This is a genomic window from Dokdonella koreensis DS-123 (genome assembly GCF_001632775.1).
Lineage (GTDB): Bacteria > Pseudomonadota > Gammaproteobacteria > Xanthomonadales > Rhodanobacteraceae > Dokdonella > Dokdonella koreensis.
Genome location: NZ_CP015249.1, coordinates 1,100,415 through 1,123,021 on the forward strand (window position 1 = coordinate 1,100,415; position 22,607 = coordinate 1,123,021).

Annotated in this window: 9 protein-coding genes; 6 read left to right on the plus strand and 3 right to left on the minus strand. The window is 70.0% G+C overall.

Annotation, left to right across the window (positions count from 1 at the left end; all coding sequences use genetic code 11):
- The first annotated feature begins 511 nt into the window (after positions 1-511).
- The 4 genes from I596_RS04310 to I596_RS04325 all read left to right on the plus strand — a co-directional run bounded on the left by I596_RS04310 (position 512) and on the right by I596_RS04325 (position 13,072).
- A complete protein-coding gene (locus I596_RS04310; protein ID WP_067644691.1) occupies positions 512-1,225 on the plus strand; it encodes a response regulator transcription factor in 714 nt (237 codons plus the stop codon).
- 396 nt (positions 1,226-1,621) lie between these two features.
- A complete protein-coding gene (locus I596_RS04315; protein ID WP_067644694.1) occupies positions 1,622-8,812 on the plus strand; it encodes a beta strand repeat-containing protein in 7,191 nt (2,396 codons plus the stop codon).
- 27 nt (positions 8,813-8,839) lie between these two features.
- Positions 8,840-10,468, plus strand: a complete 1,629-nt coding sequence (locus tag I596_RS04320; protein WP_067644697.1) for a DUF7507 domain-containing protein — start codon at positions 8,840-8,842, stop codon at positions 10,466-10,468.
- Between the two features lie 507 nt (positions 10,469-10,975).
- Positions 10,976-13,072, plus strand: a complete 2,097-nt coding sequence (locus tag I596_RS04325) for a pyrroloquinoline quinone-dependent dehydrogenase (RefSeq protein WP_067644700.1) — start codon at positions 10,976-10,978, stop codon at positions 13,070-13,072.
- Positions 13,073-13,228: 156 nt separating this feature from the next.
- On the opposite strand, the gene I596_RS04330 is transcribed toward I596_RS04325, so the two are convergent.
- Both I596_RS04330 and I596_RS04335 read right to left on the minus strand, forming a co-directional pair.
- Positions 13,229-15,622, minus strand: coding sequence for a right-handed parallel beta-helix repeat-containing protein (locus tag I596_RS04330; protein ID WP_150132007.1), 2,394 nt, complete (start codon positions 15,620-15,622; stop codon positions 13,229-13,231).
- A 50-nt stretch (positions 15,623-15,672) separates the two neighbouring features.
- Positions 15,673-17,613 (minus strand): hypothetical protein, encoded by a 1,941-nt coding sequence (locus I596_RS04335; protein WP_083965363.1) that lies wholly within the window; start codon positions 17,611-17,613, stop codon positions 15,673-15,675.
- A gap of 98 nt (positions 17,614-17,711) precedes the next feature.
- Between I596_RS04335 and I596_RS04340 the strand changes: the two genes are divergently transcribed.
- On the plus strand, positions 17,712-19,649 hold the full coding sequence (locus tag I596_RS04340; protein WP_067644710.1) for a winged helix-turn-helix domain-containing protein: 1,938 nt from the start codon (positions 17,712-17,714) through the stop codon (positions 19,647-19,649).
- A 329-nt stretch (positions 19,650-19,978) separates the two neighbouring features.
- On the opposite strand, the gene I596_RS04345 is transcribed toward I596_RS04340, so the two are convergent.
- Positions 19,979-21,670 carry a sialidase family protein gene (locus tag I596_RS04345; protein WP_067644713.1) on the minus strand — a complete coding sequence of 564 codons (1,692 nt, stop codon included), beginning with the start codon at positions 21,668-21,670 and terminating at the stop codon, positions 19,979-19,981.
- Between the two features lie 202 nt (positions 21,671-21,872).
- Between I596_RS04345 and I596_RS04350 the strand changes: the two genes are divergently transcribed.
- Positions 21,873-22,601 carry a response regulator gene (locus I596_RS04350; RefSeq protein ID WP_083965365.1) on the plus strand — a complete coding sequence of 243 codons (729 nt, stop codon included), beginning with the start codon at positions 21,873-21,875 and terminating at the stop codon, positions 22,599-22,601.
- Positions 22,602-22,607: the final 6 nt, after the last annotated feature.

Consider the following 22,607-nt stretch of genomic DNA (forward strand, 5'->3'; position numbering starts at 1 on the left):
GCGCGTATTGATGGCCGGACCACGACGCCCATAGCCGGCGCCCACGCCGCGCATCCGGCGCGACGGGTGCGTCACCTGGCCGACTTCGTGGAACCACGGCTGCCCGCCGGGGGATGCAGATGCCTTGCGTGTTCATCCGTCTCCCCGAGCGTGAGGCGGTGGAATCGGCGCGCCGGGCCGGCAGGAACCTGTTGGGGCTGACGGCGCTCCAGGGGCAGAAGCGAATTGTCCGCCCCACAAGACCGGCACGCGTCCCGCGGCGACCTGGTACTGGTGCTCAACGGCGGTTCGTCGAGCATCACGTTCGCCGTGTTCGATGCCCGCGGATCCACCACCGTGTCCTTGCGGTCACTTGTATCCCGCACCCGCGCCGCCGGCTCGTCCTTTCCGCAAGCGGCTGTCGGAGACGGCTGTGAGGCCACCTCCGGCCGCGGGATGCCGACTGGACATCCCACGGCTTCTACGCGATAAGCCCGGGGCATTTCCGAAAGACGGTCGAGGTTGAAGAGCCATGTCGTTACGCGTGGCTGTGCTTGAGGACGACGATGAGTTTCGCGAGGCGATTCTCCTTCCGGGCCTCAGGGCAGCAGGTTTCACAGGCGAAGGTTTCCGTACGTCGGTCGATCTCGACCGGCGCATGCTCGCGACGTCGTTCGATCTTCTCCTCCTGGACATCGGCTTGTCCGGCGAGAGCGGACTCGACGTCGCGCGGCGCGTGCGTGCGGCCTATGCAGTCGGCATCGTCATGCTGACCGGACGAGGCAGCCGGCACGAGCAGATCACCGGACTGCGCGAGTCGGCTGACGCCTGGCTGGTCAAGCCGACCGAGATCGAGGTCGTGGCGGCAACCTTGAGCAGCGTGGCCTGGCGGCTGCGGCGTCATGGGATGGCTGCGCGAAAGCCGGCCAGGGAGCGCCAGTGGGTCCTGGATGCCGAGGGATGGCAGCTCTTCGCCCCGGATGAGCGCTGTGTCGCGCTCAACCTTCCGGAACGCCTCGTGCTGGCGCGCCTTTTCGCCACGCCCGGCGAAGCCGTGCAACGCCAGGAGCTGATCGCGTGCGTCACATCGACGCTGGAGGACTTCGATTCGCGCCGGCTCGAGATGCTGATCCATCGTCTGCGCCGTCGCGTGCTGGACCAGATCGGGGCCTCGCTACCCGTGCGTGCGGTTCGCGGTCGCGGCTACGTGGCACTGGTTTCAGAGGGTCAGCGCGCGAGCGATTGATCGCCGCAGGCGTCCCGGACCGGCCGCTTTCGCCGGCCGTCACAATCGTTGACAAATCTCCCGGCGTCGCTGGCGGTCGCGACGCAGGGGTCTCACCGTGCGTGATTGTGAGAAATGGTGAGTTGCTGGAGGCCGCTGTGAGTGATTCACCAGAACCCCCTCCCTAGGCTTCGCGCCGCCAGCGCTACCGCGCCGCCAGGTATTCGCTTCGGACGCGAACCTCGGTGCGGTGCGCCCGCTATCGATGGGACTCGAGCACAGCACGGCTGCCCATGGCCGCCTGCTGGACCCGGGTCATGCGTACGCAAATCTGGGGGGCATATGCTCGAGCGACTTTCCGCATCTATACGCCGTGGCCGGCTTTTCGCCGCTTCAGCGCTGGGCCTGGCGATCGCCATGGCCGCATCACCGGTTGCCGCCGAAGGCACGCGCACGCTGCATCCCGCGGGTGCTGCGGGCAACCGCGGCATCATGGACGTGAGTGATTCCACCAATTTCGCGAATGTCGCGCGTGGACGGCAGTTCCTCTACGTCTACGCGCGGGCGGGCGAGTACATCCTCCTGGGCTCGCGCAACCGCGGGAACGGCGGCGACATCTTCGTCTACGACCCCCGGCCCTTCGGCGCACCGGGTGACGAGACGATTCCTGCCAGCGCCGACTTTGCGTGCAGCTCGCAGACCGGCGGCCTGATTGCCAGCCGCGATGAGGAACTCGCCGGTCCCAACAGCGCCGATGGTTCGGCCACGGTCGCCAACGGGTTCACCCCCTGCTGGTATGTGGCGCCGGTGACCGGCATCTACGGCGTGCGATTCACCGGCGCCACCAGCGGCGGGCAGACCAATACCGCCTCGATCGCGACGCCGCCGATCCTGACCGGCAATCTGGTCTCGGCCTGGGATGTGACGGTGCGCGCGAGCGCGGACGCGCTGGCCGATATCGACGGTCGGCTGTTCACCTATGCCTGGACGGTCTACCTCCAGAGCAACGGACGCACGCTGCACAACAGCCTCTACTACGTCTCGACCGACGGCTACCGCTACCGGCAGACCTTCCGCGGTCTCGATCCGAACCGCGCGGCGTTCTATGCCAATGCCACCGGCTTCGTCGACACCAACGGCGGCCCGCTCTATCGCGACATGCGCGGCAGCAACGCCGCCGTCACGGCGGGTCCTTCCGTCAGCGCCGGCATCACGGCGCAGCGTCCGCAGTATCCGATCTTCTTCAGCGACATCGCTCCCGGCGGTGCCCAAGCCGCGGAAGTGAACCGCGTGCTCACGGCATTGGCGATTCCCCTGGTTCCGGCCGTGCCGCAGTTGACCAGCCCGACCTTCGTCGGAAGCGTGGGCGGCAACACCTCGACCGTGTCCTCCGGCGGCGTGTTCACGTTCACCACGCAGAACACGCTGACCTACGAGATCGTCGTCAGTCGCGACGGCGTGGATTTCGATCCGGCCAATGTGTCCAATCGCGTGCTGACCGGCACGGCGCTGACCGGCAATCACAGCGTGCTGTGGAATGGCCTGGACAACAACGGCAACCCGTTCCCGGCCGGTGACTATCAGTTCCGCATCGTCGGCCGCAATGGCGAAATCCATTTCCCGATGATCGACGTGGAAGGCAACAGCCGCGGCGGTCCGACCTTGACCAAGCTCAACGGCTCGCAGGACAGCACCGTCTACTACGACGATCGCGGGTACCGGGCGGCCAATGGCACTCTCATCGGCGCGCTCAACGGCCACCTGTGCGGCGCCGGAAGCGCGATCCTGCAACCCGTGCCCACCTACTCGCTGGTCGGTGTCGATTCCGCCGACGCCGATTTCAACGGGACCGGCAACTACTACCGGTCCTGGGGCGGTTCCAACGACAGCAACGCCGATTGCACCAACAACGCGACCCAGTACTTCGCCACCGCCAAGGGACTGGATCTGTGGGCGCTGGAGCGGTCACCGGAGTTCCAGGAGCCGATCGAGATCGTGGAGCCCGCGGCCGGCGTGGACGTCGGCACGATGGTCACCGTCACGTCGACCGTTCTGCCCACCGAGACCGCCTACGGCAGCTTCGTGTTCTCCAACGCGGGTGATGCCACGGCAACCGGCGTCACCTACGGCGTGACGCTGGGCAACCCGGCCGACCCGGCCACCTGTCCTGCGGCGATCAACTTCACGATGGTGCCGGGCGGTGTCACCACGACCTACAACCCGGCCCCGGCCTGCACGATCACGTTCGCCGGCATGCCGACCTCGCTCGCGCCCGGGCAGGCGCTGAACTTCAACTTCAGCTACGTCGTGGCGGTTTCCAACCCGGGTCCGATCCCGGTGACGACCGCCATCGCGGCAGCCAACGAGACACCCGGTGCGCCTGCGCCCAATACGGCCGCCGCGCTGACGGTCGTCGCCAGGCCCGTCGTCACGGTGGTCAAGGATTCCTCGCCACCGTCCGGCACGCAGGTGGACGTCGGCGACACGATCACCTATACGCTGAGCGCCACCATCGCCAATGCGCCGCTGACCGGCACACTGACGCTCGACGACATGCTGGGCGCCGGCCTGGCCTTCGACAGCGTGACCGGCAGCCACCCCAGCTTCACCTGCAGCGGGGCCCTGACCTGCACGCTGCCACCCGGGACGGCCATCGGTACCTATACGGTGACCTATACCGCCACGGTCGATGGTTCGGCGTCCGGCAGCGTCGCCAACAACGTCGTTCCCTCGGGTGGCGGTGGCGAGAACCCGCCCAGCTGTGCCCCGTGCCGTGTCGAGCATCCGCTCGTTCCGCCGCCGTCCTATGCGTTCTGTCCGGCCAGCGGTGACCCCGCGCAGGTGTTCAGCATCGCCAACGGCGTCCGCATCTACGGCTACACGCCGCCCAGCGCGACACCCGATACGCTGCTGCCGCTGCTGCCGGCCACGATGGCCAACAACCTCAACGCATTGATGCTCGACCGGGTCAACGACCGGTTGCTGATGATCGAGCGATCGAGCGCCAGCGAGTCGACGTTGTGGGCCTACGATGCCGCGAACGGCGGCTGGTACGTCGCGGCCGGACCGTTCGCGTCGCCGGATTTCCCGCGCGGCGGCTTCAATGCCACCGGCACCGGCTACCTGCTGTCCGGGGCCGCGAGCCCCGAGGTCTGGACCGTGGTCGCGCAGCCTTCGCCGTCGTTCGCCTACACGGTGACGCGGATCGGCAACATGACCTACGACCAGACGCCGACCAATCTGACCTCGGGCGACATCGCGTTCGACGGCGGCGGCCGGGCCTGGCTGGCCGTCGGTCAGGATCTGTGGCAGCTCGACCTGGGCACGCTCGTCGCGGTGCGCCAGACCCGGCCGCTGCTCGATGGCGCGCCGAGTGCGATCAACTGGGCCGGCATCGCGTTCGCGTCGAACGGCACGCTGATCCTCGCCAACAACAACAGCCCGAGCGCGTACTACCAGTACGATCCGGCGACCGGCGTGATCACGCATCTGGTCGATACGACCGCGGACGCATCGCGCGATCTGGCGTCCTGCGCGTTCCCGGTGCAGGCGGTGCCGGAGCTGTCGGTCGTCAAGACGCTCGATCAGGTCAACGGCGCGGCGCCGGGTCCGTTCGTCTATCCGGGCGACGTGCTGCGCTACGCGATCACGATCAGCAACACCGGCGGCGCGGTCGCGACGCTGTATCCGGGCGACGTCGTCGAGACGCTGCCGGCGAACACGACCTTCGTCGCGACGGGCAACGACTTCAGCTGCAGCGGCACTACCTGTCCCAACACGAACGCGGTCAACGTAGTGGCCGGTGGCAGCGTCACCCTGCACTTCGTGGTGCAGCTCGATACGCCGCTGCCGACCGCGCAGATCAGCAATGCCGTGGCGATACCCGGCGAGGTGGACTGTTCGGTCGCCCCGAATGACTGCACCGAGACCACGCCGGTCGGTCCGCGGGTGACGATGAACAAGAGCCTGCAGTCGGGCGGCCCGGTGGCCCAGCCTGGCGGCAGCCTCGTCTACGCGATCACCCTGACGAACCTGACGGGCGTTCCGGCCAGCATTCCGGCCGGGGCGATCGGCGAGACGGTTCCGCTCAGCACCACGCACAGCGGCGGCGACAGCTTCGCCTGTTCCGCGCCCGCGGCGGGATCGGCGTGTTCCAACGCCGCGCTGGTCACCGTTCCGGCCAATGGCAATGTCGTCCTGACCTTCGCCGTAGCGGTCGCCAATCCGATTCCGGCCGGAGTGCTCCTGATCCAGAACACGGCGGTGCCGCCGCCGGACGTCGCCTGTCCGAGCTGCTCGGTGACGACGCCGACCGCGCCGGACGTGACGCTGGTCAAGGCACTGACCGCCGAAAGCGGCGCCCAGCCCGGCGTCGCCGAGCCCGGCGAGACGCTGACCTATACGATCACGCTGAGCAACAGCGGCGGCACCGCGTTCACGAACTACGACTTCGTCGAGAACGTGCCCGCCAACGCCACGCTGGCAGCCGTGACAGGCGCAGGCGTGACGGTCGGATGCACGTTGCCGCTCACCGGCGCCGCGGCCTGCCCGGTAACGGTGGCGACGGTGCCTGCCAACGGCACCACGACGGTTTCGATCCTCTTTGCCGTGGCCAATCCCATCCAGGGCGGTACGGCCTCGATCACGAACCTCGTCGACGGCGGCGACACGACCTGTCCGCAGCCGGGCAATGCCTGCTCGGTGACCACGCCGACCGCACCGAACGTCACGCTGGTCAAGGCCCTCACCGCAGAGAGCGGCAGCCAGGCCGGCGTCGCCGAGCCGGGCGAGACCCTGACCTACACGATCACGCTGGCCAACAGCGGCGGCACCGCCTTCGTGAACTACGACTTCGTCGAGAACGTGCCGGCCAACGTGACGCTGGCTTCGGTCACGGGCACGGGCGTGACGACGGGCTGTGCGTTGCCGCTCGCCGGTGCCGCGGCCTGCCCGGTAACGGTGGCCACGGTGCCTGCCAACGGCACCACGACGGTTTCGGTCGTCTTCACCGTGGACGACCCTATCCCGTCCGGTGTCGCCTCGATCACCAACCTCGTCAACGGCGGTGACACGACCTGTCCTCAGCCGGGCAATGCCTGCTCGGTGACCACGCCGACCGCGCCCAGCGTCACGCTGGTGAAGGCCCTGACGGGCGAGAGCGGCACCGAGGCCGGCGTCGCCGAGCCGGGCGAGACGCTGACCTACACGATCACGCTGACGAATGCAGGCGGCACCGCCTTCACGGACTACGACTTCGTCGAGAACGTGCCGGCCAACGTGACGCTGGCCTCGGTCACGGGCACGGGGGTGGCCACGGGCTGCGCCTTGCCGCTGGCCGGCGCCGCCACCTGCAACGTGACGGTGGCGAGCGTGCCGGCCAACGCCAGCACGACGGTCACGGTCGCCTTCACGGTGGACACGCCGATCCCGGCGGGCATCGCCTCGATCACGAACCTGGTCAACGGCGGCGACACGACCTGCACGCAACCTGGCAATACCTGCTCGGTGACGACACCGACCGCGCCGAGCGTGACCCTGGTCAAGGCCCTCACGGGCGAGAGCGGCAGCCAGGCCGGTGTCGCCGAGCCGGGCGAGACCTTGACCTACACGATCACGCTGGCCAACACCGGCGGCGCCGATTTCACGGACTACGACTTCGCCGAGAACGTGCCGGCCGATGCGACGCTGACCGCGGTCACCGGTGTCGGTGTCACGGCGTGCGCGCTACCGGTCACCGGGGCAGGCACCTGCAACGTCACGGTCGCCAGCGTGCCGGCCGGCGGATCGACGACGGTCTCCGTCGTGTTCACCGTGGCCGATCCGCTCCCCGCGGGCGTTACCTCGATCGTCAATCTGGTCAGCGGTGGCGACACGACCTGTTCGCAGTCCGGCAACACCTGCTCGGTCACGACGCCGACGCAGGGCCGCGTGTCGGTCGCCAAGGCGGTCCTCGACGCGAACGCGAACGGCGTCGCCGAACCGGGCGAGGCGCTGACCTGGACGATCACGCTGACCAATGCCGGCGGCACCGCGGTGACCGGATATGGCCTGACCGATCCCCTCGATGCCAACACGAGCTTCGTCAGCGCGAGCAACGGCGGTACGCACGCCGGCGGCACCGTGACCTGGACCGGCCTGACGGTTCCTGCACAGGTCGGTACGACGCCGGGAACGCTGGTGCTGACGGTCGTGACCACCGTCAATGCCCCGATTCCGGAAGGCGTGCGCCTGATCGCCAACCTCGCCTACGAGACCGGCGGGGTGCCGCCGGACTGCGCCGCCGTGCCGGCGCCGGCGAACTGCGCATCGATCCCGACGACGGCCAACGTCAGCGTGGCCAAGGCGCTCAGCGGCGAAAGCATCACCGCGGACGGCGTGGCCGAACCGGGTGAGCGGCTGACCTACACGATCACGCTGCGCAACCACGGCGGCACGGCGGCGACCGACGTCCTCGTCAACGAGACGGTTCCGCTCCACACCGTGTTCGTGTCCGGCGCGCCCGCCTGGAGCTGTGCGGCCGGGTCGCCCGGCGGCACCGCCTGCGACACCACGATCAACGTTCCGGCCGCGGATACGGCCGGCACGCCGGGCGTGGCGACGCTGACCTTCACGGTGCAGGTGGTCGACCCGCTGCCGCCCGGGGTGCAGCAGATCGCCAACGCGGTCGCCATCGACGACGGCACGCCGCCGGACTGCGCGGCCAATCCGACCCACCCGCAGTGCGTGGTCACGCCGACGATCAATCTGAGCCTGATCAAGAGCGTCGAGTCGGTGACGCCGACCGGACCGGGGACGTTCTGGGTCGCCTATCGCATCGATCTCGCCAACACCGGCGGCAGCCCGGTCAGCTACACGCTGACCGATACGCCCGACTTCACGCCGGCCGGCGTGGCGGTGACCGGCAACGGCATCGCGGCGACCAGCAGCGGCACGCTCAACCCGGCGCTGCCGGGAGGTGCGTTCGTCGTCGTCAACGGCACGCCGGTGCAGATCTCGGCGAGCGCCGTCACGCTGGCGGTCGGTGCCACGCACAGCTACACGGTGCGGATCCCGATCGCGGTGTCGCCGGGAAGCCTCGCCAACGCGGCGTGTACGGGCGCGCCGGGCGGCGGCCTGTACAACCAGGCCTCCGTGACCGGTTCGTTCGTGCGTGAAAGCAGCACCTGTGCGCCGGTATCGACCGAGCAGCCGCTGATCCGACTGGTCAAGACCGTCCGGCTCGGCGTCGATGCCAACGGTGACCACTACGGCAACGTCGGCGACGTGCTGCACTACACGTTCGCGATCAGCAACCCGGGTACCGTGGCGCTGAGTGCGATCGACCTGATCGATCCCCGTGTGACCGACCTGCGCTGCGACGCGACGACCGCGTACGGCGAGCCGATGCGCGTGCTGCGCGGAGACGAGCTGTTCGCGGGCCTGTTCGAGGAACTGCTCGGAGGCGCGCTCGTGCCGGGTGACTCCATCCTGTGCAGCGCGACCTACACGATCACCGCGCAGGACGTGCTCAACCGTCGCATCGTCAATACGGCGACGACACACGGCGCGGCGCCGGACGGTCAGGTGGTGACATCCACCAGCACCGCGATCTACTCGAACATCCGCTGAAGACGGGGTATGCAGACCATGGAGACAATGAAGAGGCTCGTCTTGGCTCTTGCGCTGGCGCTCGGCTCGCCGGCCATCGCGGACAGCGGGTTTGGCGTCGAGACGACCGCGGCGTCGGCTGCCGGCGGGGCCATCGGCTTCACGATCGTCAACGACGGCGTGCAGGCGGTGAGCGGCGTGCGCTGGTACCCGTCGTCGGGCTACAGCGTGCAGTGCGCCACGCAAACGGCCGCCGGCCGGGGCTTCGTGCCCGATTCGGTACTGCAGCCCGGTGACCGTGCCGTGTGCACGATGACGCCGTCGGATACGGCGTCCACGGCGCAGGCACGCGCTGCGGCGGTCGTCGTCTCGGCGCGGGAGGCCGACGGCTCGATCACCGTGCGTCATGCCGGCATGGTCCTGCTGGGCGGCGCGACACCGGTGCAGGGCGTCGCGGTCGTCGTCGGTGGCGCGGTCCATGCGGACAGCGACCTCGACGGCGAACTCGATGCCGGCGAGACCATCGCCTACGACTACACCGTGGTGAATGCCGGTACGCAGCCGCTTTCGGACCTCGTGGTCGCCGACCTCACGGGGGCGGTGACCTGTCCGTCCACGACGCTCGCGATCGACGCGGCCATGACCTGCACGAGCAGTCATACGGTCGGTACGGACGATGCCGCGGCGGGTCTCGTGCTCAACGAGGTCGAGGTCACGGGCACGGCGGCGGACGGACAGGCCGTCCAGGCGGCCGACGTGATCCTCACGCTCAACCTGGCCGGAACGGCCGGCATCCGCGTGTTCAAGAGCCCGCTGCTGCTCGACGACGCGGACGGCAGCGGTTACGCGAGCGCGGGCGACGTGCTCGGCTACACCTTCCTCGTCAAGAACAGCAACGCGCAGCCGCTGGCCTCGGTCGACCTGGTCGAACCCGATCCGGATCTCGTCGACGGCCCGATCGCCTGCGAGGCGACCACCCTCGTCGGCGGCCAGCCCTTCGCCGCACTCGGCAGCAGCACGCTCGGGAGCCAGGATGTCCTGCGCTGCCGCGCACAGCATACGATCACGCCGGCCGAAGCCGCCGCCGGAGAGGCGCTCAACCTCGCCGAGGCCTCCGGCGTACCCGCCATCGGGGGCATGGTCTGGGGCACCGGCGCATCGGCGGTCGCGATCCCCGGAGCCGGCCAGCTCGTCGTCACCAAGACCGTGGATACGCCGGTGACGACGTTCGGCGGCCAGGTCACCTATACGATCACCGTGCGCAACGAAGGCTCGACGGACATTCAGAACGTCACGATCAACGATCCGATTCCGGTCGGCATCGCCTCGTTCGCCTGGACGTGCGCGGGGACCAGCGTCACCTGTCCCGCCGCCAGCGGCAGCGGCGCGATCTCGGCGGTGATTCCCGTGTTCCCGGCCGGCGCGCAGATCGTCTACACGATCACCGCGGTGGTGTCCGTCGCGGCGCCGATGAGAATCCTGAACATCGTGACGGTGACGCCGCAGACCAGCGTGCTGTGCGCTCCTGCAGGCACGCCGGCACCGTGCTCGGCCACGGCGCCGCTCGCCATGGCGCAGGCGTTCCCGGTGCCGATCGACAGCCGGACCATGCAGCTGGTGCTGGCCGCGCTCCTGGTCCTGACCACCGCGCTTTGGCACCGCGCGCGCGGAGGCTGACGCCGGCCCCTCGGCCATCGATGCGCGATACCCGGGGCTGTCCATTGCCGGACACGCCCGGGTTTGAGGGGTCTCTGCCCGCCCGGGCGGCAGGGACTCCTCCAGGTTCGTCCATCCGCCGAGCGCAGGGGATGCAGCCGGGGATCGCAGCGTTCCGTGTTCGTCGGCCTGCATGGAACGTGGTCTGACCGGCGTCCATCCTTCGGCAAGCCTTCTCGACCGACGTACTGCTTCGGCCTGTTCCGGGACGGGCGCGTTCTGCTCGTCACTCAATGTGAACGGCTCCATCGCGCCGGCGAGGCGCTGGACCTGCGTTTCGCCGGATCCGCCAGGTTCTGGCCGGCCCACCCTTGTCGGGGTGGGCGCCACTCCGGCTTGATGACCCCGCACTTGGTCCCCGGCAGCCCGCGACTGGTCACTACAACGACCATCGTCGTCCCTTCGCCCTATCCGCGGCGCCGGCAACGCGCACACTGGCAGCTCGTTCCAGGCGAGGAAACCAGAGGCATGAACATCGGGATACGGCAGGCGATGGCCTGTGGCGCCGCCTTGGCGATGGGCGCCGGTGGACTGCATGCGGCGCCGCCGGAGGACTGGTCCAGCTATGCCGGCGCGGCCGGCGGCGGCCAGCATTCGCCACTGGCGCAGATCACGCCCGACAACGTGAGCCGCCTGCGGATCGCCTGGTCGTTCCGGACCGGAGAGCTGGGTGCGGGCCTGCCCGACCCGGAGCGGCGGCGCTTCGAGGCCAATCCGCTGGTCGTGGACGGGCGCATGTACCTCAACACCGGTACGGGCATCGCTTTCGCGCTGGACGCGACCAGCGGCCGCGCGCTGTGGTCGTTCGATGCCCAGGTGTCCCGTGACAAGCGCTACAGCGACCCGGCCTCGCGTGGCGTCAGCTTCTGGCGCGACCCGCTGGCCGGTCCTGGTGCATGCCGCGAGCGGATCGTGTTCGGTACGCTGGACGCGCGCTTGGTCGCGCTGGATGCCGCCGACGGGCGGCCCTGCGCCGGGTTCGGCGACGGCGGCACGATCGACCTGCGTGCCGGTATCGCCCTGCGTGACGGGCCTGACGACGCCTGGTCCAACTATGCGGTGACCTCGCCGCCCGTGATCGCCGGCGACGTGCTGGTGATCGGCAGCTCGATCGGCGACAACCGCGCGCACGCCCTCGAGCAAGGCGTGGTGCGCGGCTACGACGTGCGCAGCGGCCGCGAACTGTGGCGCTGGGATCCGGTGCCGCGTGATCCGGCCGAGGCTGCCGCACGCGGCTGGCAACCGCAGCAGGCGGCCACGGTCGGCGCAGCGAATGCCTGGGCACCCCTGGCAGCGGATCCGGCACTGGGGCTGGTCTACGTGCCGACCGGCTCGGCCAGTCCGGACTACTACGGCGGCGAGCGGCTCGGCGACAATCGCGACGCCAACTCGCTGGTCGCGCTCGACCTGCACAGCGGCCGGCGGGTATGGGCACAGCAGCTGGTGCATCACGACCTGTGGGACTACGACCTCGCTTCGCAGCCGGTGCTGGCGACGGTGGAGACCGCACAGGGCCCGCGCGAGGCAGTGCTGCAGGCGACCAAGACCGGTTTCCTGTTCGCGTTCGACCGTCGTGACGGCAGTCCGGTGTTCCCGCTGAGCGAGGTGGCCGTGCCAGCCTCCGATGTGCCCGGCGAGCACGCAGCGCCGACTCAACCGATGCCCGAGCCCGGGCTGCGTCTGGCGCGGCACACGCCGTTGACCCCCGCCGACGCCTGGGGACCGACACCGGGGGAACGCCGCGAGTGCCGGCACCTGATCGCCGGGTTGCGCTCGGAGGGCCTCTTCACGCCGCCCAGCGTCCGCGGCACCGTCGCGCTGCCGGGCTGGGCCGGCGGCGTGAACTGGGGCGGCATCGCGGTGGATCCACAGCGTCACCTGGCGATCCTGCCGGTGTCCGACCTGCCGATGCAGGTGGCGCTGATCCCGCGTGCCCGGTTCAACTGGGACGATCGTGAGCGCTATCCGAACCAGGAATTCAACAGCATGAAGGGCACCGCCTACGGGATGCGGCGCGGCGTGCTGGCGTCGTCGAAAGGCACGCCGTGCATCGAGCCGCCGTGGGGCCGCCTGGTGGCGGTCGACCTGCGTACGCGGAAGGTGGCATGGGAACGGCCGCTGGGAACGCTGGAAGAAGAACTGCCGTGGCTGCCGCTGGAGGTCGGGATGCCGCTGCTGGGCGGTGCGGTGACCACCGCCGGCGGCCTGACCTTCATCGGGGCTTCCGCGGACGCTCGCCTGCGCGCACTCGACAGCACCAGTGGGAAGACCTTGTGGGAAGCCAAGCTGCCCGCCGGCGGCCAGGCGACGCCATCGGTATACGCGGTCGCCGGCCGCCAGTACGTGGTGATCGCCGCTGGCGGGCGTGAAGGACTGGGCCCGATGGGCGACTACCTGATCGCCTACGCCCTCGACGGCGAAGGCGAGGAGGTGGTGTTCCAGCACGGCGTCGCGGTACGCATGGCGGCACTGGGTGCGGCCGCGTCGGCCTTGCTGGCCGGCTGCGTCGTGCTGTGGCGTCTCCGGCGCCGGCGTCGCCGGAATCGTGCGGTACCTCCGGCGTGAACGGTGCGGTGCGGGGCGTTCGCGCTCCGCACGCCCACAGGTCACTGCGGTGTCGTGAGCGGTGACCTGGCCGAGGAGGTCCGATAGCGTGTTCACCCAGCCGTGGAGCCAGGACGCCGAGGCTGTCGAGACTCCATGTGCCGGTGCAGCCGGGGATCAGGGCGCCTCGAAGTCGTCGGCGAAGATCACGTCGCTGCCGTCGACCTCCAGCGTGATGCCGTCGAACCACGCGCTGAGCGTGACCGACGGCGGCCCGACGATGCCGCCGTCGACGGCGACGAGGGAGACCGTGATCGAGCTCGTCGAACTCCAGTCCGCCGGACCGACGCTGATGATGGCCGGAGCGGCAGCCTGGCCCCAGCTCGTGCCGGAACCGACCGTCAGCTCGCCGAAGGCGTCGGCGGGACCGAAGTTGCAGGGCTCGGTGCCGGTACGGCGGAACTCCCAGGCCAGCACCGCGTAGTCGCGCGTGATCATCGTGTTGCCGCCGGCACGGCCGCGGCCGTTGAGGCGATAGCGGCCCGGGCCCGGCAGGTGGATGCATTGCCGGCCGAGCACGACGCGCGTCGTCGACAGGCCGGTGCCGCTGTAGGACCAGGAGCCGGAGCCGGGCGCCCCGACGGCGTTCTGGCTGCCGTCCCAGCTGCCGGCGAGGTACGCCCACAGGCGCAGGTCGGAGAAGTCGAAGTCCGCATTGAGCACGAACGGCTGCAGGCTCTGGCGCTCGAACGCACCTGCGTCGCGCACGCCACGCACGTTCGCCTTGATCGGCAGGTCCTGGTCGCGCGGCAGGCCGAAGACGTCGCGGTCGTCGCCGCTGACGGCCGCCGCGAAGTCCACCGCCGGCGAGCCGGCACGCAGGCGGTAGTCGCCGTGCTCGGGATCGATGAAGCGCGGATTGGCCAGGACCGCCTCGGGCATCCCACCGAGGCTGCCGGTTTCGCTGGCGAGGACGGCGGTGACGCTCTGCGAGCCGCCGCTGCGCCCGAGCATGACCAGCCCCGGATGCCAGAGGACCGAGCGTGCGATCGTCACGTCGGCGTTGTTGGTCGAGAACATCGGGCTGGCGCCGATCGTGTTGTCGGCGATCGTCGTGTCGACGACCCGCATCAATCCGGGGGCGGTGTTGCGGACCAGTGCCAGGCTCGACGTGTTCCCGGTGATCAGTGCATTGTCGATGGACATGTGCTGGCTTGCGCCGGTGGCGTGGAACAGGCTGCCGCCGCGATTACCGCTGATCGTCACGCCGCCTTTCTGTGGCGGCCCGGATGACGGGACGTACGCGTTGATCCTCACTTCTCCGCGATCGTTCAGGCGGATCACCGCGCCATTGGTGGGCTGGTTGTTGCTGTCCACGGTGTCGTTGTTCTTGATCCCTCCACAATCGATGCCCTGCGCGCAGGTCACCGCTTCGGCCGGCCACCACAGGCCGGCGTCGCCGGTATTGAAGTAGAGATAGGCGGTACGTCCCGTCACCAGCACGCCGCCGGGGTCGCCGTGCACGTAGGCGGCGGCGCCGTCGGGCGCGGCATTTCCATCGATGGAGGCGTTCCATAGGTGCGCACCGGCGCCGACGGAACCGTCCGATACGCTGTCGAAGGACTTGAGATACAGGCCGCCTCCGGCGACGGTGGCGACGTTGTTCGTGATCCGGGCCGGCCGTCCAGCCTCCGTCGTGGACAGCCGCAGCCGGGCGGTCTCGCTGTCGTTGAAGTTGCTGCCGGCGCCGCCGATGGCGACACCACCGCCATAGAGCGCGCGATTGCCCCACACCGGGCCGAAGACGGCCGCGCCGCTGCCGATGTAGGCGTAGCTCGACCGGGTGCCTGCCCGGAGGTAGAGCCCTCCGCCGTAGCCACCGCTGCCGCCCAAGCCGAGCGCTTCGTTGCGGAGCAGGCTGCTGCCCGGCTCCAGCATCGACATCTCGACCTGGTCGGCGACGATGCCACCGCCGTCGTAGCGGGCCCGGTTGTTGGAGATGACGACATCGGTGCCGATGACCAGTTCGGCGTCCGATCCCGTGCCTTCGGCATAGATGCCGCCGCCGCTGCCGGCGAGGTTGTCGGTGATGAGGCTGTCGCGGATTTCGAGAACGCCGTTGCCGCGGAAGTAGATGCCGCCACCGCGTCCGCTGCCGTCCTCGTCGCCGCCGCTGATCTGGAGACGCCGCAGGCGGACGCTGCCGCCGGTGTTGACGGTGATGCGGAACACCGGCTCGGTGGCGCCGCCGACTCCGCTGACGATCGTCTTCTGGGTGTCGGCCGTGGCCTGGGTGCAGGTGGCGAAGCCGCCTTCGACGGTGAGCTCCTGGTTCGTGCTGATCGAATTGGCTTCGGGCTCGTAGGTCAGTGAACGCGTCAGGCGCACGGTATCGGCGCCGGGGCTGCTCTCGGCGGCATTGAACGCCGACTGGATCGTTCCGTGCGTGCACTGTCCGGGGCCGACGGGATTGCCGACGGTGAACACGGCCGCGCATGCATGGGAAGCGAGTCCGGCCGCGCCGAACAGGGCGAGCGCGGCACGGTGGAGGGGACAACGGAGGTTTCGCATGGACATGTCCTCGGACGAAGCGTGTGGGCGACGGCAAGCCGCGAAAGGCGTCAGTTGTTGTCGAAGCTGTCGCTGAAGACCGGATCGACGACGGCGCCGTACTCGTAGGCGCCGAAGTCGTACGGCGTGGGCCAGTCGGTCGAAGGCGCCGGACGCGTGGCACCGAGCAGGTCGATCGTCGGCACGTTGACGCCGCTGCCGGGCGACCAGCGGTTGACCGCCGGCGAGCCGAGGCGGGGGCGGAAATCGCCCTGTCCGGCGTTCACGAACAGCGGATCGAGGGTGTGCTGGATGTTGCGACCGGTCGGATTCGGGATGCCATGGCTGGCGTCGGCGAGCAGGTTGCGCAGGTTGGCGCCGGCGCCCGCGGCGGCCTGCAGCACGGGGACGCCGGGCTGGAAGGCGATGCTGTTGTGGAGTACCAGGTCGTCGTCTGCCGAGGCGAGCTTGAAGACGGCCGGTGCGATGCGGATGTTTCCGGCGATCGTGCTGTTCTGTACACGGACGAGGTTGCCGCCGCCGATGTCGATCAGCGGCGAGTTTCCGGCGTCGTTGTTGGCGAGCACGCTGTTGTCGATCTCGACGCCGCCGCTGCCGTAGATCAGGCCGCCGCCGTTCACGGCCACGTTGCCGACCAAGTGCCCGCGCAGCAGCTGGAAGCTGGCCTGGCCGTGCGTCCCGCCTTCCTCGAGCACGACCGGCGCTCCCTGGCCGCCGACGTTCCTTTCGACGCGGTTGCAGCGTTGCTGCGCGGCGCAGGGTGGTGCGGACCAGCCCGGCTCGCTGGACGTCAGGGCCAGGCTGGCGCTGCCGGTGCTGCCGATCCCGCTGCCGTAGACATAGAACGCACTGCCTTCGGGAGCCTGGTTGTCGGTGGCGATCACATTGACCAGGTTGCCGACCGCCTGGGTGCCGCCGCCCGCCGCGGTGGCACGCACGTAGATCGCGCCGCCGAAGCGCGCGGCCGAGTTGTAGGCGAACACGAGGGGCGTGGTGCTGGCGCGGTTGCGCAGATGAAAGGCGTACCAGCCGGGCGTGAGTCCGGCGAAGTAGATGGCGCCGCCATTGGACTGCGTCCAGTTGTTGTCCATGAACGGGACGTTCGTCGGCAGCCGGCCATCGATGAACAGGTTGCTGTCGACCGCGTGGATGGCGCCGCCGCCGTGCTGGATTTCCTGGCCGAGGGCGCGGTTGCCGCTGAAGGAGTTCGTTTCGTCGCCGGTGATGTGCACGCGGGTCCGCGACGCGTAGAGGCCGCCGCCGCTTTCGACCGCTTCGTTGCCGGCGAACGCCACGCCTGCCAGGGTGACCTCCTTGGCCAGCCCTGTTCCCGCATAGGCGAACAGGCCGCCGCCGTTGCGCGCGCGATTGTTCTGGATGGCGCTGCGGTACACCGTGAGGCTGCCCGTGCCCACGGAGGAAATGCCCCCGCCGGATGTCGTCGTCGATCCGGCGCCGAAGGCGGCGCCGTTGCGGATGCGCAGGTCGGCCAAGGTCAGGTTTCCGGCGCCGAGGTGCCGGATCACGGGGCCGGGTGGGTTGGCGCCGGACCCGTCGAGTATCGATTCGTCGACGCGCACGAGGGTGGCGCATTCGAGGAAGCCGCCCTCGATGGCGAGGTCGCCAGGATCGTCGATGGTCAGGCGCTGGGCCGGGTACGTGCCGCGCGTGACGCGGATGATGTCCAGCCCCGGCGAGGCCGCCGCCGCCGTGACGGCCGCCTGGATCGTGGCGTGCGTGCACTGGCCGGGCCCGACCGGCGTGCCGACGGTGAGCACCGCCGCCTGTGCCGCGGGCACGGCCCAGGCGGCAAGCCCGATGGCGAACCAGGGCGTCAGTGGCCCCGGCACCCTGCGCGCCGACGCGGGCGCGATCGCATTCTCCAAGATATTCATGGCGTTCCCTCTCGCAAGTGGGCAGCCCGCGGACGATCGCGGGCGCCGTCCCGGAAGCATCCCGGCGGCACGCGGCGGACGCTTGAGGAAAGGCATGGGGCTTGGCGAGGTCGCGGGCCGTTCCTTAGGAAATGCTTGGGGCGGCGTTCGGCCGCCGTTGCGCGTATGCTCCGCCGGGTCTACTGGAACGCTGCATGGCCGAGTCCGCGCCCGCCTCGCTGGCTTTCGACGGCATCGCCATCGACGTCGCCGGACGCCGCCTGCTGCGCGACGGTGCCGAGCAGGCGCTGGAGCCGAAGGCGTTCGCCGTGCTGGCCCTGCTGGCCGCCGCCCCGGGGCGCGTGTTCACGCGCGAGGAGATCCTCGATGCCGTCTGGGGGCACCGGCACGTCACGCCGGGCGTGCTGAACCGCATCGTGACGCTGGTGCGGCAGGCCCTCGGCGAGGACGCGCAGAACGCCCGCCTGCTGCAGACCGTGCATGGTGTGGGATACCGCTTCGACCCACCCGCGTCGGCTGCGCCGACGGTGGACGGCGTGGGCGATGTGCCCGCGGCGATGCGGCCCGCTGCGCCCGCGCCGCCGCGTCGGGCCCGCCGTGGCGCCGTCGGGCTGTCGCTGGGCCTGGTGGCCGTGCTGGGCCTGGCCTTCGTCGCCGGGGGCGGCCTGGTACGGCAGCGCATCGACGCGGCGGCGTCGCTGGCCGCCGCCGCCGCTCCGGCCCCGCCGCCGGTCCTCATCGTCATGCCGCTGAAACCGATCGGCGGGGAAGAAGGCTCGCGCGTGATTGCCGAAGGCCTGAGCGAGGAGCTGATCTGCAGCCTGGCCCGGGTCGACGGCCTGCGCGTGATCGCGCACACCTCGACGCTCGTGGCGACCACCGACGAGAGCGATACCGCCGGCCTGGTCCGGCGCCTCGGCATCACCCACGCCCTGGAAGGGAACCTGCAGCAGGCCGGGCAGGCGCTGCGGGTGCGCCTGCGGCTGGTCGACACCGGAAGCGGCAGCACCGTCTGGGTCAAGGATTTCGACCGCGAGGTATCCGAGGTGCTCGGCCTGCAGCGCGATGTCGCGCACGAAGTGGCCGCCTCGCTGGCGTTGCGCATGGGCCTGGATCCCGCCGCCGCCATCCGGAGCGGCGATGCCGACTTCGTGCGTCGATCCATGGAAGCGCGGGCCCTGCTGGCGCGCACCGACCTGCCGGAGGAGGCCTCGGTGGCCGTGGCGGAGAACGAGTTCCGCGTGCTCGTGCGCGAACGTCCCACCGACGCGCGCGCGCGAACCGGCCTTGCGCTGGCGCTGTTGGTCCGCTCCCAGCGCCAGCCCGCGCATGCGCCGGCCCTGCGCGAAGAGTCGCTGCGCGAGGCGATGATCGCCCGGCAGCTCGATCCGACGCAGCCCGAATCGTATTCCGTGGAAGCGCATGCGGCGTGCGACCGCAACGACTGGGAGCACTGCCTGGCGCTGAGGGAGCAGGCCCGGCAGATGGCGCCGAGCAACCTGTTCGTCGTGTACGCGAACGTGGTATCGCTGGCGGAGCTGGGCTATCTGGATCGCGCCGAGGCGCTGGCACGGGACCTGTCGATGCGCGACCCTCTCGCCGGTTCCGTCCATTTCATCCTCGGCCGCATCCTCGACACGCAAGGCCGCCACGATGAGGCGCGGGTCGAGCTCGAACAGGCAGGAAGCAGGGCGTTCGGCGCACGCTGGCTCAATGCCGTGTGGCGCGGCGATCTCGCCGGTGCACTGCGCATCGCCGAAGCGGACATCGCCAGCGCGCCGGCAGCGGGTTTCGTCGCCACGTCGCGCGCGCTCGCCGATCCGGCCTTGTGGCCGCAGGCGAAGGCGGCGTTCGAGCGGGCCGGGCAGGGCACGCCGGCATGGAGCTTCCTGCGCGTGCTGGCTCCCGACGCCGGGGACGATGCCGCGGAGACGATCCGCCAGCTCGATGCGATGCGGCACAGCGGCTACTCGTCGTGGCAGCTGCTGCTGTGGTCGCGCGACCTCGCCTGGCTGCGCCGCGACCCGGCATTCCCGGCGTATCTGCGCGACAGCGGCATCCTCGACTACTGGCGCAAGCACGGGTTTCCGAACCAGTGCCGCCCCGTCGGCGATGGGGCAGCCTGCGACTGAGGCGCGGATCCTCTCCCGGGGTTTCGATGTACTCGCCGTGCGTCGCCGGTCCCCGGGACCCTCGCCATTACCGCCACCACCGATCGGGCCCGCGTGGGAACCCGGGCCGCCGCGCAGCCCGGGTGTGGCCTTCCGGACGACGGCGGCAGGGCGATGCGCGCCGTGCCGCCCTCTGGGTATATCGTCGAGAACGGACGATCCTGCCCTTTCTCACCGCACAGGGTCGCGACAACGCCGCGCCACCGGTGGCGCGGGTCGACGGCTCGTGCCGTCGACCCGCGCGCGATCCCTCCCTGGATCGCACTGGCAGGCTGTTTCCCGGCAGCCCGTCAGAAGATCGCCACCTGGCCGATGAAGTGCACGTTCTCCTTGGCGTGGGTCTGGCCCGAGATCGGATCGAGCGGATCGACCGGCTGCTGGATCGTCGCGCTCGAATCGCCCCAGACGGCGTGCACGACACCGGCACCCACGCTGATGCCGGTGTACTCGCCCAGCGACGAGCACTGCGTCACCAGGCGATCGTAGTTCGTCGTCTGGTACGGGTTGGCGGCGGTCGGGAGCGGGATGTTGGTCGGCGCGAGCGCGATCGGCTTGGCGTTGAGCCGGCGCTTCCTCGCATCCGGGAAGCTGTGGCCGCGGTCGCGTGACTGGGCGAGGTTGAAGCTGAGCGTGCCGTCCGGCTCCTGCGTGTAGTAGGTGATGTGGACATTGCGCGGCGAGGGCAGGAGCGGCAGCGCGGCCTCGGCGCCGAACGCGCCGATCGCGATCGCCGGCGTCACGCTGCGACCGGTGCCGCCGGCACCGGCGTTGACGGCCTCCGGCTCGCTCCAGGTCGCGCCGTTGTTGTCCGATCGCATGTAGAGCACGTCCGCACCGGAGGTCGGTTCGCCGAACACCTCGCTGGTCGAGTTCGACCACACCATGTGGATCACGCCCTTGGACACGGCGAGCATCGGCTGCAGGTTGATGCGCGTGGCGTTCACGTAGCGCGGGACACCGTTGGTGGAGTTGCCGATGTCCGGGCCGCTGTGCAGGGTCAGGACCGTGTTCGCCGCGAACTGCGGCGGGCTGCCGGGAACATCGAAGCGCACGGCGCCGCATTCGGTGGTGGTGCCGGGCTGCACGACCGGGATCACCTCCGGCGACGGCGCGCCGGGGCGGTTGAACGCGAGCGAACGGAACGTCTCGCCGCCGTCGTCCGACGTCATGATGCGCACGTAGTCGTTCGAGACCCAGCCGAACTGCAGGAACGCGATGTAGATGCGGCCGTTGTACGGATCGACCGCGACCGTCGGGAACTGCACCACGTTCTGCGGATGGTTCGGGTCGGGGTCCAGCTCCGGCGCGAACAGCGTCTTCGTCGTGAACGTGCTGCCGCCGTCGGTCGATCGCGCGAAGCGCAGCACGCTCGAGCCGACGCTGTCGTCGAAGCTGATCCAGCTCAGGTAGACGTTGTCGCGCAGGCGCGGGCCGGGCGCCGGACCGATGGCGAGCCAGGGCCGGTCCGGCCGGCCGGCCGAATCGACCGGCACCGCGGTCGCGAACCGCCGCCCGCCGTCGACGGAGCGATTCAGCGTCACGGCCATGCGTCCGTCGGCATCGACGCCGAGGGCGCTCGCATAGAACCGGCCGGCCCGGTCGGCGGCGACCATGCCGTAGCCGAGCGTCGTGGTGCTGCCGGGCAGGGGCGGCAGATAGTCGCTGCGCCAGCTGCGCCCGCCGTCCTGCGAGTGCGAATAGGCGAGCCGGCGGTTGCTCTTGAAGTACAGCTGGCCTTGCGCGTTGGTGTCGATCTCGGCGCCGGCGGTACGGAACACGGAGACGAGCGATGCGCCGAACTCGGCGATCGTGGGCTCGCTGTGGGTGGTCTTCACGAACGGCCGCGTGCCGGCGAACGTCTGGATCGAATCCAGGGCCGCATCGTTGATGCGGCGGTCGACCGGCTTGAACGGGGAGGCGGCAAGCGTCGAGCCGGCCACGAGGACGGCGCAGATGGCGCCGGCGAGATGAAGGGTTCGCATGATAGGTCCTGTGCTGGAATGGAGGTGTCGCATGCACGTCGTGCAGCGATCCCTCGAGAGGCTAGGTTCGCCGGCGCGAATCGACCATCTGTCAGCGGAGGCGGCCAGCGGTACTCCTTGGAGGGGGACGATCCGCTCCGAACGATCCGGTTCTCCCCCTCCGAAGACAGGGGTGTGAGGCGCCTGCACCGGCCTATACTGCGTGTCGGGTCGCGCCGTGCGTGTGGAGGATCTCGTTCTGACTGCTCAAGATTCGCCGCCGCCGGCGGTCGCCGATACCGACGGTGCGCCGACGCGGCAGGCGCGCCTGCTGCTGGTGGACGATCACGCCATCGTCCGCGAAGGCCTCGTCTCGCTGTTCGAGGAGGAGGCCGACATCGTCGTGGCCGGCGAAACCGATTCGGCGCAGGCGGCGCTGGCGTTCGTCGGCAGGCAGGCCGTCGACGTGGTCGTGCTCGACCTGCGCATGCCGGGCCTGCCGGCGCCCGATGCGGTGCGCGCCCTGCTGGCCGCCAAGCCCGGTCTCCGGATCGTGATCCTGACCAGCTTCTTCGAGGACAACGAGGTGCACGCCGTGCTGAGCGCCGGTGCGCACGGGTTCCTGCTCAAGGATGCGAGCCGTGACGAGATCCTCGCCGCGATCCGGCACGTGGCCGCCGGCGAGAGCTGGATCCACCGGCCCGTGCAGACGCGCCTGCTCAAGCTGCTGCGCCGTGGCGCGCGGGACGACGATGCGCTGACGCAGCGCGAACGCCAGGTGCTCGACCTGCTCGGCCAGGGCCTCAGCAACAAGCGCATCGCGCTGGCGCTCGGCATCACCGAGGGCACGGTGAAGGGCTATCTGCGCCAGCTTTTTCCGAAGATCGGGGCGACCGACCGGCTGCAGGCCGCCTTGCACGCGCGCGGGCTGCGCCCGGACGACGGCCACTGACGCGCC

Coding starts and splice junctions, on each gene's coding strand:
- I596_RS04310 (WP_067644691.1), top strand. CDS start 512: ATGTCGTTACGCGTGGCTGTGCTTGAGGACGACGATGAGTTTCGCGAG.
- I596_RS04315 (WP_067644694.1), top strand. CDS start 1,622: ATGGCCGCATCACCGGTTGCCGCCGAAGGCACGCGCACGCTGCATCCC.
- I596_RS04320 (WP_067644697.1), top strand. CDS start 8,840: ATGAAGAGGCTCGTCTTGGCTCTTGCGCTGGCGCTCGGCTCGCCGGCC.
- I596_RS04325 (WP_067644700.1), top strand. CDS start 10,976: ATGAACATCGGGATACGGCAGGCGATGGCCTGTGGCGCCGCCTTGGCG.
- I596_RS04330 (WP_150132007.1), bottom strand. CDS start 15,622: ATGCGAAACCTCCGTTGTCCCCTCCACCGTGCCGCGCTCGCCCTGTTC.
- I596_RS04335 (WP_083965363.1), bottom strand. CDS start 17,613: ATGCCTTTCCTCAAGCGTCCGCCGCGTGCCGCCGGGATGCTTCCGGGA.
- I596_RS04340 (WP_067644710.1), top strand. CDS start 17,712: ATGGCCGAGTCCGCGCCCGCCTCGCTGGCTTTCGACGGCATCGCCATC.
- I596_RS04345 (WP_067644713.1), bottom strand. CDS start 21,670: ATGCGAACCCTTCATCTCGCCGGCGCCATCTGCGCCGTCCTCGTGGCC.